Source organism: Cronobacter sp. HA18006 (assembly GCF_011605445.1).
GTDB lineage: Bacteria > Pseudomonadota > Gammaproteobacteria > Enterobacterales > Enterobacteriaceae > Cronobacter > Cronobacter sakazakii.
The window spans coordinates 277,815-291,653 of sequence record NZ_JAANQB010000023.1 but is presented as its reverse complement, the minus strand read 5'-3'; the positions used below and the strand labels follow the sequence as shown (position 1 = coordinate 291,653).

11 protein-coding genes are annotated in these 13,839 nt (G+C 58.4%); 6 read left to right on the top strand and 5 right to left on the bottom strand.

From position 1 onward, the window contains the following. Window positions 1–47: 47 nt before the first annotated feature. On the bottom strand, window positions 48–1,736 hold the full coding sequence (locus G9X48_RS17665; RefSeq protein ID WP_097641863.1) for a DUF4153 domain-containing protein: 1,689 nt from the start codon (window positions 1,734–1,736) through the stop codon (window positions 48–50). Between the two features lie 428 nt (window positions 1,737–2,164). On the opposite strand from G9X48_RS17665, the gene pckA reads away from it, so the two are divergent. After that, complete coding sequence (gene pckA / locus G9X48_RS17660; RefSeq protein WP_007871618.1) at window positions 2,165–3,784, top strand: phosphoenolpyruvate carboxykinase (ATP); 1,620 nt, start codon at window positions 2,165–2,167, stop codon at window positions 3,782–3,784. A 60-nt stretch (window positions 3,785–3,844) separates the two neighbouring features. Here pckA and envZ read toward each other — a convergent pair whose 3' ends face one another. Beyond that, window positions 3,845–5,191 (bottom strand): two-component system sensor histidine kinase EnvZ, encoded by a 1,347-nt coding sequence (gene envZ / locus G9X48_RS17655; RefSeq protein ID WP_004385526.1) that lies wholly within the window; start codon window positions 5,189–5,191, stop codon window positions 3,845–3,847. Then, the gene (gene ompR, locus G9X48_RS17650) at window positions 5,188–5,907 is read right to left on the bottom strand and encodes a two-component system response regulator OmpR (RefSeq protein ID WP_004385525.1); all 720 of its coding nucleotides are present in this window, start codon (window positions 5,905–5,907) and stop codon (window positions 5,188–5,190) included. Before ompR ends, envZ begins: the two co-directional genes overlap by 4 nt. A gap of 341 nt (window positions 5,908–6,248) precedes the next feature. Between ompR and greB the strand changes: the two genes are divergently transcribed. The 5 genes from greB (at window position 6,249) to feoC (ending at window position 12,635) form a co-directional block, all read left to right on the top strand. Continuing rightward, the gene (gene greB / locus G9X48_RS17645) at window positions 6,249–6,722 is read left to right on the top strand and encodes a transcription elongation factor GreB (RefSeq protein WP_032987511.1); all 474 of its coding nucleotides are present in this window, start codon (window positions 6,249–6,251) and stop codon (window positions 6,720–6,722) included. Between the two features lie 113 nt (window positions 6,723–6,835). Continuing rightward, complete coding sequence (locus tag G9X48_RS17640) at window positions 6,836–9,163, top strand: Tex family protein (RefSeq protein WP_012126383.1); 2,328 nt, start codon at window positions 6,836–6,838, stop codon at window positions 9,161–9,163. A 669-nt stretch (window positions 9,164–9,832) separates the two neighbouring features. After that, a complete protein-coding gene (gene feoA / locus G9X48_RS17635) occupies window positions 9,833–10,057 on the top strand; it encodes a ferrous iron transporter A (RefSeq protein WP_004386395.1) in 225 nt (74 codons plus the stop codon). 26 nt (window positions 10,058–10,083) lie between these two features. Continuing rightward, window positions 10,084–12,399, top strand: coding sequence for a Fe(2+) transporter permease subunit FeoB (gene feoB, locus G9X48_RS17630; protein ID WP_097641890.1), 2,316 nt, complete (start codon window positions 10,084–10,086; stop codon window positions 12,397–12,399). Next, window positions 12,399–12,635, top strand: a complete 237-nt coding sequence (gene feoC / locus G9X48_RS17625; protein WP_004386393.1) for a [Fe-S]-dependent transcriptional repressor FeoC — start codon at window positions 12,399–12,401, stop codon at window positions 12,633–12,635. Before feoB ends, feoC begins: the two co-directional genes overlap by 1 nt. A gap of 45 nt (window positions 12,636–12,680) precedes the next feature. Here feoC and G9X48_RS17620 read toward each other — a convergent pair whose 3' ends face one another. Further along, window positions 12,681–12,950, bottom strand: coding sequence for a YdgH/BhsA/McbA-like domain containing protein (locus G9X48_RS17620; protein ID WP_004386392.1), 270 nt, complete (start codon window positions 12,948–12,950; stop codon window positions 12,681–12,683). A gap of 81 nt (window positions 12,951–13,031) precedes the next feature. Further along, window positions 13,032–13,811, bottom strand: a complete 780-nt coding sequence (bioH, locus tag G9X48_RS17615; protein WP_097641889.1) for a pimeloyl-ACP methyl ester esterase BioH — start codon at window positions 13,809–13,811, stop codon at window positions 13,032–13,034. Window positions 13,812–13,839 lie beyond the last annotated feature (28 nt).

Below are 13,839 nucleotides of genomic sequence, written 5' to 3'. Positions count from 1 at the left end.
GCCTGCTGACGCTTCCCGCCGCCTGGCGGGAAGCGCTTTTTTTACGCTTACTGATAGTTTATCGGGATCCTCACCCCGCCAATTTCCACATCCTGCCAGGTTTTCTCTTTTCCTTTGATCTGATTTTCGCGCAGCGCCTTGTCGAATTTTTCGCGCGTCAGACTGCCGGGAATCTCCTGGCTCCAGCCCGCCTGCCGCCACTGGCCGTTTTCGCGCATCGTGACGCTACAGCTTCGGGTGTCGCTACTGCACAGCAGCACTTCATTTTGCCCGTCATGGTTCAAATCGAGCGCCGCCACAACGCAACTGCCCTTCTCATATAAACAGCCGCGCACGCTGTAGGTGTCTTCTTTGCGCACCCACTGCCACCAGCTCTCTGCAGGTGCCTGCGCCCCTGCGGCAAGCGTAATGGCGTCGCGCAGGTCGTCATCGGCCACCGTCGAGTCGCTGTCCAGCAGATCGCGCAGCGCCTGACGATTCTCTTTATCGGCCATAAAAGCCGGGTTATGGCGAAGTTCATTCAGTGCCGCCTGGCCGCGGCGTCCGGCGTGTTGCAACATATAGAGGCTCATCAGGTCGGCCTTTTGCGCCCCGCTCTCATAACGCGCCATCTGGCTCTCCACGCTGATGCGCCACGGGTCGAGCACTGGCGTATGGCTTAAGACCAGCAGCGCGAGCGAGAAGAGCATGACAACACGGCCGCCGCGATCGCCTGCCGGTTCATTGCCCTTCATACGGCTAATCGCCTGCAGCGTGGCGCACACCGCCCAGCACAGCATCGTCGCCGTGATAAGCGCCGCGTAAACGCGCCACGGCGTCCAGCCATATTGCTGCACGCGCAGCCACAGCGACCACCCGGCGAGCGCCGAGAAAAGCGGTGTAACGACAACGCCGGTGCTGTTCAGCAGACGTAGCGCTTTATGCGGCGACGGCGCGCAGGCCAGCCCGGAAAGCGCGAGCAAGACCAGCGCCAGCGTATTCAGCAGCGCGTTACAGGAGGTGCGCGCCGCAAGGCCGCTCAGGCCAACAAACGGCAGCGTCGCGAGAAAAAGCAGCGCGATAAGCGCGGCGAGCGGCAGCAGGCCGGATGCCGCCAGCGTCAGAAAACGCATCAGCGCCTCGGTGATGCGCGTCTGGCTGCGGCACAGCAGCAAGCATACCGCGCCGGAAACCGTCGCCGTGACATAAACAAAGAGCGGCGTGTCGAAAAACAGAATGTCAAAGAAGCGGATATCCACCGCGTTAAAGAGTTTCGCCCACAACAGCAGCACGCCCCAGAACACACCGGCGAGCGCCAGCGCCAGCAGCAGCGCGACGCCGTTATTCCACAGCGCCAGGCGGCGTGAAACGGGCGCGCCGGAGGTACTGTCACGCTGCAGCCAGGGGAGCGCCATAAAGAGCGTCGCCGCCAGGTGGAAATACCAGGTGACGATCATCTCGCGAGCGTCCAGCTCATCGACGCCCGAAACAGACCAGCGCATCCAGCCCGACATCACACCTACCAGCACCAGCAGCGCGCCCGTCATCCACCAGAAACGCGGCGCGCGCAGGCGAGTCGCCGCCAGCGCCACACTCGCGCAGAGTGTGATGGCCAGCGAGTGCAGCACCAGCGCCGATCCCTGGCTCATCGCTATCAGGCTGTGCGGACCGGTTAAAAACATCAGCAGGCCGCAGAGCGCGGCAATAATCACAATACCCCAGCGCGTCGCGGGTGCCAGAGGATGAAGTTCAGACATGACGATAATCCTTTAAAAACGCATTCACGCGGTGAAGATAACGCGCCTGCGTGAAGTGAGCGTGAAGTGGGAAAAGACGCGTTTCGCAGGCCAGAGCCGGACGCGTATCCGCAAAAGTCTGTTTATCCTGTGCGATCCCCCGCCGGTTTTGGTTTTCACAGAAAAGATAATTTTCTTCAGGAAAGCGCTTACAGTCACAAAGTGCGGGTTTGGCGGGTGGCTTTTATAACATATTCGGAACAATTAACGCGTACACAGATAAAATGTTGCCATACTCTGAGACCCGTCGTGACCGGTCTCACAGAATTTTCCACTATGGCGCGCCTGGCAACCCATCAGTAACGTAAATCTATGAAGCCTGTCGCGGTTAACGCCCCCGGAATGACCCTACAATTTCAGATAGTATAAATTGGCTAAGGAGCAGTGAAATGCGAGTTACAGGCATAACCCCGCAGGATCTCAAGGCTTACGGTATTAACGACGTCCAGGAGGTGGTTTATAACCCCGATTACGACACCCTTTATCGCGAAGAGCTCGACCCGTCGCTTGAGGGTTACGAGCGCGGGGTACTGACGGATCTGGGTGCGGTCGCCGTCGACACGGGCATTTTTACCGGCCGTTCGCCGAAGGATAAATACATCGTTCGCGACGACACCACGCGCGATACGCTGTGGTGGTCCGATAACGGCAAAGGCAAAAACGACAACAAACCGCTGACGCCGGAAACCTGGCAGCATCTGAAAGGTCTGGTGACGCAGCAGCTCTCCGGTAAACGTCTTTTCATCATCGACGCCTTTTGCGGCGCTAACCCGGACAGCCGCCTGTCGGTGCGTTTTATTACCGAAGTGGCCTGGCAGGCGCATTTCGTTAAAAACATGTTTATTCGCCCGTCCGAGGATGAACTGGAAGGCTTCGAGCCCGATTTCATCGTGATGAACGGCGCGAAATGCACGAACCCGGACTGGCAGGCGCAGGGGCTGAATTCCGAGAACTTTGTAGCCTTTAACCTGACCGAACGGATGCAGCTGATTGGCGGCACCTGGTACGGCGGCGAGATGAAAAAAGGCATGTTCTCCATCATGAACTACCTGCTGCCGCTGAAAGGCATCGCCTCGATGCACTGCTCGGCGAACGTCGGTGAAAAAGGCGATGTAGCGGTATTCTTTGGCCTCTCCGGCACCGGCAAGACGACGCTTTCCACCGATCCGAAACGCCGCCTTATTGGCGATGACGAACACGGCTGGGACGATGACGGCGTGTTTAACTTCGAGGGCGGCTGCTATGCCAAAACCATTCGCCTCTCCGAAGAAGCCGAGCCGGATATCTATCACGCCATTCGCCGCGACGCGCTGCTGGAAAACGTCACCGTGCGTGACGACGGTAGCATCGATTTTGACGATGCCTCTAAAACCGAAAACACCCGCGTCTCCTACCCGATTTACCACATCGATAACATCGTGAAGCCAGTGTCGAAAGCGGGCCACGCGACGAAAGTTATCTTCCTGACCGCCGATGCGTTCGGCGTTCTGCCGCCGGTATCGCGCCTGACGGCCAGCCAGACGCAGTATCACTTCCTCTCCGGCTTTACGGCGAAACTGGCGGGCACCGAGCGCGGCGTGACCGAGCCGACGCCGACCTTCTCGGCCTGTTTCGGCGCGGCGTTCCTGATGCTTCACCCGACGCAGTACTCTGAAGTGCTGGTAAAACGTATGCAGGCGGCGGGCGCGCAGGCGTATCTGGTCAATACCGGCTGGAACGGCACCGGCAAACGCATCTCCATTAAGGACACGCGCGCGATTATCGACGCCATCCTCAATGGTTCGCTGGACGACGCGGAAACCTTTACGCTGCCGCTGTTTAATCTGGCGATTCCGACCAGCCTGCCTGGCGTCGATGAGCGCATTCTCGACCCACGCAACACCTACGCCTCGCCGGAACAGTGGCAGGAGAAAGCGCAGCAGCTGGCGCAGCTCTTTATCAGCAACTTTGAGAAATATACCGACACGCCTGCCGGTGCCGCGCTGGTGAGCGCAGGCCCACAGCGCTAACGGGTTAAATGTAAAAACGGCTCCGTAAAGGAGCCGTTTTTTTATGGCGTGAAGAGAAAACTAGCTGTTTTTAACTACCGTCGTGCCTACCGGCACCGGCAGCCAAGCGCGAATGCGTAACCCACCGCGCTCGCTCTTGCCGATATCCAGCAGGCCGTGGTGATTGTCGATAATACGTTGCACAATCGCGAGCCCCAGCCCGGTGCCGCTGGTGCTGCGGGCGCTGTCGCCGCGCACAAACGGCTGCAGCAGGTGCTTGAGCTGGGCAGGCTCAATGCCCGGCCCGTCATCTTCCACCTGAAACCAGGCGCGGTTGAGTTCTGTGCCGCTACTCACTTTGATCCAGCCGTTACCGTAGCGCGCAGCGTTGACCACCATATTCGCCACGGCGCGCTTGATGGAGAGCGGATGAATGCGCAGCGGGATCTCGCCGCTTTGCAGCGCCGTTTCTATCTCACGCTCATAGCCGCTTTCCGAGGCGATCACCTCGCCCAGCACCGCGTTAAGATCGGCGGTTTCCAACGGCATCTCCTGCCCGGTGCGCAGGTAGTCAATAAACTGCTCGATGATGTCGTTGCACTCTTCGATATCTTTATTGATAGATTCCGCCAGATAACCGTCGCCTTCGCTCATCATTTCGGTGGCGAGGCGAATTCGCGTCAGCGGCGTGCGTAAATCGTGACTGACGCCCGCCATCAGCAGCGTGCGGTCGTCCGCCAGTTGCTTCACGCCTGCCGCCATATGGTTAAACGCGCGCGTCACCGAACGCACTTCGGAAGCGCCATATTCGCGCAGCGGCGGCGGAATAATGCCTTTACCCACCTGCAGCGCGGCGTGCTCCAGCTCCACCAACGGCCGGTTCTGAATGCGGATAAACAGCCAGGCCCCGCCAATCGCCAGCAGCATAATCGCGAGCGTATAGCGGAACAGCGGCGAGAAATCGCCCTGATGGATTTCGGTGAGCGGCACGCGCACCCAGATGTTGGGCGACAGCCAGGTTTTCAGCCACACCACCGGCGAGCTTTTATTGACCTCGACGCGCACTTCCGTCGGGCCGCCAAGCTGCTGCGCCATCTGCTGGCTTAAGAACTCATAATGCTGCGCCCAGCGCAAACCCGCCTCTTCCGCCGCCTCGTTGGCATAAAGCGAAATCCCCAGCTCGCGGTAGATCTCCCGACGAAACGCCGGCGGCACCACCAGCTGCGTCCCGTCCTCCAGCTGCAGTTTATCGGTCATCAGCATACGCACTTCGTAGGCCAGGACTTTATTAAACTGCTGGAGGCTCGGCAGGATGGCGAAGTTAAGCACCACCAGGTATGTCGTCACCAGGCTTGCGAACAGCAGGGTGACGATAAGAAGCAGCGTGCGGGCAAAAGAACTGCGAGGCGAGAAGCGCAGCTTCCTCATGCTTTAGCGCCGTCCGGCACAAAGACGTAGCCCAGGCCCCAGACGGTCTGGATATAGCGCGGATGCGCCGGATCTTCTTCCACCATGCGGCGCAGACGAGAGATCTGCACGTCGATGGAGCGCTCCATCGCGGAGTATTCACGCCCGCGCGCCAGGTTCATCAGCTTATCGCGCGACAGCGGCTCGCGGGGGTGACTGACCAGCGCTTTCAGGACGGCGAATTCACCGCTGGTGAGCGGCATCGGCTCATCTTCGCGGAACATCTCGCGCGTTCCCAGATTGAGCTTGAATTTCCCGAAGGCGATAATCGCTTCTTCCTGCGACGGCGCGCCCGGCAGTTCGTTGGCCTGGCGGCGCAGAACCGCGCGGATGCGGGCCAGCAGTTCACGCGGGTTGAACGGTTTAGGAATGTAATCGTCGGCACCAATCTCCAGCCCCACGATACGATCGACCTCTTCGCCTTTCGCGGTGACCATGATGATAGGCATCGGGTTGCTCTGGCTGCGCAGACGGCGGCAGATAGAAAGCCCGTCTTCACCAGGAAGCATCAGATCAAGCACCATCAGGTGGAAGGACTCGCGGGTCAGCAGGCGGTCCATCTGTTCGGCGTTTGCCACGCTGCGCACCTGGAAGCCCTGCTCGGTGAGGTAACGCTCAAGCAGCGCGCGCAGGCGCATATCGTCATCCACCACCAGAATCTTGTAATTTTCCTGCATTGTGTTTACTCCCAAAGGCTCAAACAGTTGTAACGCCATTCTAAAAAAGTGTGCGTCAGCCGGTGAGTTAAATCTGGTATATATTGTAGTCGAAATTGTTACAAAGCATATTTAACAGCAGCTTATCTTCACTTTTCATCACAAAACCGACGTATCCCCAGGGGGCGATATGACGACGCTGCTAACCTCAGCTTTCATCATAAACGAACTGGCGCATTTCGTATGCTGGCCGGGTTGTTTCTGGCATGTGGAACAGGCGCGTTTTCACGCGCCAGGCGCTTCACATTCGCTACCGCGCCCGCTAAGGTACGGACGTTAAAATTCTCAGCGAAGGCCAGCCGATGAAAACGCCGTTAATAACCCGCGAAGGCTACGAAAAACTGAAAAAAGAGCTCGATTATCTGTGGCGCGAGGAGCGGCCTGAAGTCACCAAAAAAGTGACCTGGGCGGCAAGTCTTGGCGATCGCAGTGAAAACGCCGATTACCAGTACAACAAAAAGCGCCTGCGCGAAATCGACCGCCGCGTGCGCTATCTCACCAAATGCCTTGAGAACCTGAAAATCGTCGATTATTCGCCGCAGCAGGAAGGCAAAGTCTTTTTCGGTGCCTGGGTTGAGGTGGAAAATGATGACGGCGACGTGAAGCGTTTTCGTATCGTCGGCTATGACGAGATTTTCGGGCGCAAAGATTACATCTCCATCGACTCCCCTATGGCCCGCGCGCTGCTCAAAAAAGAGGAAGGCGACGTGGCGACCGTCCAGACGCCGGGCGGCGAAGCCATCTGGTATGTAAACGCCATTGAGTATGTGAAGTAAGCCCTTTGCGGATAGCTCCGAAACCCGCCGCGGGCGCGGCTACGGCTGGCATTTTTACCCTTCAGTCCGTATAACTGTGCCCTGACTTTTTGTACATAACAGATGATATTGCCATGATGAATGATTCGCTCAGTCGTATTATCGCCAGTGAGCTTCAGGCCAGGGCTGAACAGGTAGACGCTGCCATTCGCCTGCTTGATGAAGGGAACACCGTGCCGTTTATCGCACGCTATCGTAAGGAGGTCACCGGCGGTCTGGACGACACCCAGTTGCGCCAGCTGGAGACGCGTCTGGGTTATCTGCGCGAACTCGAAGAGCGCCGTGCGGCTATCCTCAAATCGATTGCCGATCAGGGCAAGCTGACCGATGAACTTCAGGCGGCCATTACCGGCACCCAGAGCAAGACCGAGCTTGAAGATCTCTACCTGCCTTACAAACCGAAGCGCCGTACCCGCGGGCAGATAGCGATTGAAGCGGGCCTTGAGCCGCTCGCTGACCTGTTGTGGAACGAGCCGTCTCACGACCCGGAAGCGGAAGCCGCAAAATTTATTAACGCCGATAACGGCGTGGCCGACACCAAAGCCGCGCTCGACGGCGCGCGTTATATCCTGATGGAGCGCTTTGCCGAAGACGCGGCGCTGCTCGCCAAAGTGCGCGACTACCTGTGGAAAAACGCGCATCTGGTTTCTACCGTGGTGCCAGGCAAAGAGGAAGAAGGCGCGAAATTCCGCGACTACTTCGCCCACCACGAACCGATCGCCACGGTGCCGTCGCACCGCGCGCTGGCCATGTTCCGTGGTCGCAACGAGGGCGTATTGCAGCTCTCGCTGAACGCCGATCCGCAATTCGACGAGCCGCCGCGCGAAAGCTACTGCGAACAGATTATTACCGATCATTTAGGGCTGCGCCTGAATAACGCCCCGGCCGACAGCTGGCGTAAAGGCGTGGTGAGCTGGACCTGGCGCATCAAAGTGCTGATGCATCTGGAAACCGAGCTGATGAGCACGCTGCGCGAGCGCGCCGAAGACGAGGCGATTAACGTGTTCGCCCGTAACCTGCACGACCTGCTGATGGCCGCGCCTGCCGGGCTGCGTGCCACAATGGGCCTCGATCCGGGCCTGCGTACCGGCGTTAAAGTGGCGGTGGTTGACGCCACCGGCAAACTGGTCGCGACCGATACCGTCTATCCGCACACCGGCCAGGCGGCGAAAGCGGCGGTCGTCATCGCCGCGCTGTGCGAGAAGCACAATGTGGAGCTGGTCGCTATCGGCAACGGCACCGCCTCGCGCGAAACCGAGCGTTTCTTCCTCGACGTGCAGAAGCAGTTCCCGAAAGTGACGGCGCAGAAAGTGATTGTCAGCGAAGCGGGTGCGTCGGTGTATTCCGCCTCTGAGCTGGCGGCGCAGGAGTTCCCGGATCTCGATGTATCGCTGCGCGGCGCGGTCTCTATCGCCCGTCGTCTGCAGGATCCTCTGGCGGAACTGGTGAAAATCGACCCGAAATCTATCGGCGTGGGTCAGTATCAGCATGACGTCAGCCAGAGCCAGCTCGCGCGTAAACTGGACGCGGTAGTGGAAGACTGCGTGAACGCCGTGGGCGTCGATCTCAACACCGCGTCGGTGCCGCTGCTGACCCGCGTGGCGGGCCTGACGCGCATGATGGCGCAAAATATTGTGGCCTGGCGCGATGAGAACGGTCAGTTCCGCAACCGCCAGCAGTTGCTGAAAGTCAGCCGTCTGGGGCCGAAAGCGTTTGAGCAGTGCGCGGGCTTCCTGCGTATTAACCACGGCGACAACCCGCTCGACGCCTCAACGGTTCACCCGGAAGCCTATCCGGTGGTGGAGCGCATTCTGGCGGCGACGGAGCAGTCGCTGCGTGATCTGATGGGCAACAGCAGCGCGTTGCGTAACGTGAAGGCGGTAGATTTTACCGATGAGCGTTTCGGCGTGCCGACCGTGACCGACATTATCAAAGAACTGGAAAAACCCGGCCGCGACCCGCGTCCGGAATTTAAAACCGCTCAGTTCGCCGAAGGCGTGGAGACGATGAACGATCTGCAGCCAGGCATGGTGCTGGAAGGCGCGGTGACCAACGTGACCAATTTCGGCGCGTTTGTGGATATCGGCGTGCATCAGGATGGTCTGGTGCATATCTCGTCGCTCTCCGACAAATTCGTCGAGGATCCGCATACCGTGGTGAAAGCGGGCGATATCGTAAAGGTGAAAGTGCTGGAAGTCGATTTGCCGCGTAAGCGTATCGCGCTAACCATGCGTCTTGACGAGCAACCCGGCGAAGGCAACGCGCGGCGCGGCGGCGGAAGTAGCCGCGAGGCGCAGAAGCGTCCGGCGCAGAATAACCGTAAACCGGCGCGCGACAGCAACGCAGGCGGCAACAGCGCGATGAGCGACGCGCTCGCCGCCGCGTTCGGTAAAAAGCGGTAATCCGCAGTCGTGGAACAAGAAAGGCCGGGAAACCGGCCTTTTTTATTATTTTTTGGAGGGTGCCATTGGCGGGTGCGCTTCGCTTACCCGCCCTACGTTTTGACAGACGTTTTGGTTCAGTAAGGTGGGTAAGCGCAGCGCACCCGCCACACCATAAAAGGCATTTTGCGTATTTGTAGGGTGGGTAAGCGCAGCGCACCCGCCACATCATAAAGGGCAGTTTGCGTATTTGTAGGGTGGGTAAGCGCAGCGCACCCGCCTTTCTTCGACAGGTAAAACACCTCGCCGCCTTAAAAAACCTCACATCCGGAAATAAACGCCAACATGTGCGCGGTTACATTTTTCATTTTAATAACAACAGGCACTAATAAATAACATGCCGAACGCGCACAGGAATAAATTGCCTGTACGTTTAAATTTAATTAAATGAAAAATAAAGCATAAATAAATTGAAAACTTTTATTGCAAATACCCCATGCCGCATTTTTTGCGCCAGAACAAATAAACGTCAGAAAGTCTCGCCGCGCTGCAATATTCTATTGAAGATAAAAACCATTCTCATTACCATCTTAAGCAGATAAACAACGCCTTCCCGCGCAATAATCGGCTCCCGGCCGTTGTATCGCCACGGTTCACCGCCGCTGAGCGCATTCGGAATAAGCAGGTCCTATGCAATTCACACCTAATAGCAGCTGGAAAATTACGGGTTTCGCCCGAGAAATCAGCCCGGCCTATCGCCAGAAACTATTGTCACTCGGCATGCTGCCAGGCTCATCGTTTGAGGTAAAACGCGTGGCTCCGCTGGGTGACCCGATTCATATCGAAACCCGACGCGTAAGCCTGGTACTGCGAAAAAAAGATCTGGCGCTTTTGCAGGTTGAAGCAGCCCGCTGAACTATTTCTGTGTTGAGTTAACGCAAATGAAAAAATTAACCATCGGCTTAATCGGCAATCCCAATTCCGGCAAAACCACGCTATTTAACCAGCTCACCGGTGCGCGGCAGCGCGTGGGCAACTGGGCGGGCGTAACGGTCGAGCGTAAAGAAGGCAGCTTCGCGACGACCGATCATCAGGTAACGCTGGTCGACTTGCCTGGCACCTACTCTCTGACCACCATCTCCTCACAAACCTCGCTCGATGAACAGATCGCCTGCCACTACATCCTTAGCGGCGAGGCGGACATGCTGATAAACGTGGTGGACGCCTCCAACCTTGAGCGCAACCTCTACCTGACGCTGCAACTGCTGGAGCTCGGCATCCCGTGCGTGGTCGCGCTCAACATGCTCGATATCGCTGAAAAGCAAAATATTCGCATTGATATCGACGCGCTGGCGAAACGCCTCGGCTGCCCGGTGGTGCCGCTGGTCTCCACCCGCGCGCGCGGGATAGACAGCCTGAAGCTCACGCTTGATCGCCACACGCGCAACGAGACTATCGAGCGTGTGCATTACCCCGCCCCGCTCGTTGACGCGGCCGAAACGCTGGCGGCGGCGATGCCTCACGAACTCACCCTCCAGCAGCGCCGCTGGCTCGCCCTGCAAATGCTTGAAGGCGATATTTACAGCCGCGGCATCGCGGGTGATGCCGCCGCACGGCTCCCGCAAATCCAGGCGCAGCTTGAAAGCGAGCTTGACGACCCGGCGCTGCACATCGTTGACGCCCGTTATCAGAGTATTTCGACGATTTGCGATGCGGTCAGCAACAGCCTCACCGCCGAACCGCACCGCCTCACGGCCGCGCTGGATAACATCATTCTCAACCGCTTTCTGGGCCTGCCCATTTTTCTTGGCGTGATGTATCTGATGTTTCTGCTCGCCATTAACATCGGCGGCGCGTTGCAGCCAATTTTCGACGCGGGTTCTGTAGCCGTGTTCATTCACGGGCTGCAATGGGTCGGCTATACGCTGCATTTTCCCGCCTGGCTGACGCTGTTCCTGGCCCAGGGGATTGGCGGCGGTATAAATACCGTGCTGCCGCTTGTGCCGCAGATAGGCATGATGTACCTGTTTCTGTCATTTCTTGAAGATTCGGGTTATATGGCCCGCGCGGCGTTTGTAATGGATCGCCTGATGCAGGCGCTGGGCCTGCCGGGTAAATCGTTCGTTCCGCTGATTGTCGGCTTTGGCTGCAACGTGCCGTCGGTGATGGGTGCCCGTACGCTCGATGCGCCGCGCGAACGGCTGATGACGATTATGATGGCGCCGTTTATGTCCTGCGGCGCGCGTCTGGCGATTTTCGCCGTGTTTGCCGCTGCCTTTTTTGGCCAGCAGGGCGCGCTGGTGGTCTTCTCGCTCTATCTGCTCGGCATTGTCATGGCCATCCTGACCGGCCTGATGCTGAAATATACGATCATGCGCGGCGAAGCCACGCCGTTCGTGATGGAGCTGCCGGTATACCACGTGCCGCACCTGAAAAGCCTGCTGCTGCAAACCTGGCAGCGTCTGAAAGGCTTTGTACTGCGCGCCGGGAAAGTCATCGTCATTGTCAGTGTGTTCATTGGCGCGCTGAACAGCTTTTCGTTCAGCGGCAAGACCGTAGACAACATTAACGACTCCGCGCTAGCTTCCGTCAGCCGTGTACTGACGCCGCTTTTAACGCCGATCGGCGTTCATGAAGATAACTGGCAGGCCACCGTTGGGTTATTCACTGGCGCGATGGCGAAAGAAGTGGTCGTCGGCACGCTGAACACGCTTTATACCGCCGAGAATATTCATGAAGCGCCATTTGACGCGGCCAGTTTCAGTCTGAAGGACGAACTGACCGCCGCGCTGGCGGAAACCTGGCAGAGCCTGAAAGATACCTTTAGCCTGAGCGTGCTGGCGAACCCGATTGAGGCAAGCAAAGGCGACGGCGAAATGGCAACGGGCGCGATGGGCGTGATGAGCGCGAAATTTGGCAGCGAAGCCGCCGCTTATAGTTATCTGATCTTCGTGCTGCTCTACATTCCCTGCATTTCGGTGATGGGCGCTATCGCTCGTGAATCGAGCCGCGGCTGGATGGGCTTTTCGATTCTCTGGGGGCTGAATATCGCGTATTCGCTGGCGACCCTGTTCTACCAGGGTGCGACTTTCCAGGCGCATCCGCTCTTTAGCCTGACGGCGATGCTGGCGGTGGTATTGTTTAACATAGCGCTGCTGACCGCGCTGCGCCGGGCGCGCAGCCGGGTCGATGTCAGCCTGCTGGCGCCACGCCGCGAGGCGCGCTGCTGCGAAACCACCGCCGGAGAGTGTCACTGATGGCAACGCTAATCGAAGTGCGCGATCTGCTGGCGCTCTCGGGCAGAATGGACGCGCAGCGCATCAGCGAACAGCTCGCGACGCCGCTGCCGCTGGTCAACGCGATGCTCAGTCGCCTGGAAGCGATGGGAAAAGCGGAACGTCAGGAGGAGTGGCTGTCGGGCTGCCTGAGCGGTAGCTGTCGCCACTGCCCGGAAGGCAAGGCGTGCCGTAAAGAGGTGTGGCAATTGCGCTAACAGACAGGGCGGGCCTGATGCCCGCCCTTTTTATTGATAAACGCGTTATTTATACACGTCCGCCGTGGCGTGAATGTCTTTGCCGGTTTTCTCGCCGCTGGTGATGACATAATATTTGCCACCCATTTCATCGGCTTTCTTAACCAGTTCGGCTTTCGCATCCATCGGCGCGGTGCCTTTGTCAGAGACGATAGTGCCGATTTTGGTGAGATTCATCTCTTTGACTTTATCTTTTTGCAGCTCCTGTGCCGCCATCGCGCCAAAAGAGAGCGACCCCACAACCACAGACAACAGCATACCGGTGCGTAATTTCATATGAATGACTCCCTGCTCAGATGATGTGAAGGGCGGGATAAAAACGCCCGATAACAATGACATCTAAAGTATGGCGCGCTTTTACCGGTTTGCCAGGCGAGCCTTCAGCGCCAGCAGCGCATCGCAGAATTCGCGCGGGTGAGAGATGAACGGCGCATGAGCCGCTTTCTCAAATACCTGCGATTCGCTGTCAGGAAAACGTGCATCAAGCAGCGCAGCGACCTTGCGCGGCACCAGCCCGTCGAGACGCCCGTAAAGGCGTAAAAACGGCCCCTGCCAGGCGGTGAGCGCCTCGCGCAGATCGGCGGTTTTCAGGATCTCCAGCCCGCCGTTTAATACGTCAGCACCAGGCATCGGCTGCGCCAGCACGATGGATTTCAGCACGCGCGCGTCCTGGCGCGCCGTCTCGGTGCCGAGCGTTTGCAGCGCGAGAAAACGCTCGACCGTACGCTGAAAATCCTCGCTCAGCTGACGCTGAAAACCGCTTAAAACTTCCGGCTTGATACCGGGCCAGTCGTCGCCCGCCTGAAAACAGGGGGATGAAGCGACCGTCACCAGCGCGTCAACCCGCGACGGTTCATTGAGCGCGACCTGGCTTGCCACCAGCCCGCCGAGGCTCCAGCCGAGCCAGATGGCGCGTTCGGGCGCGCGGCTCGCCACCAGGCGCGCCATCTCATTGAGCGTCAGCGCGCCATAGCCCTGGCTGCGCCCGTAACCCGGCAGGTCTACCAGGTGCAGCGTAAAGTGCGAGCTTAATTCCTGCGAAATGCAACGCCACACTTCGGCATTCAGCCCCCACCCGTGCAGCAGCACAAGATGACAATTTCCTTCGCCCGTGGTCTGCCACCAGATGTCGTTCATCCGTTACTCTTCTCATGATTGATGTACA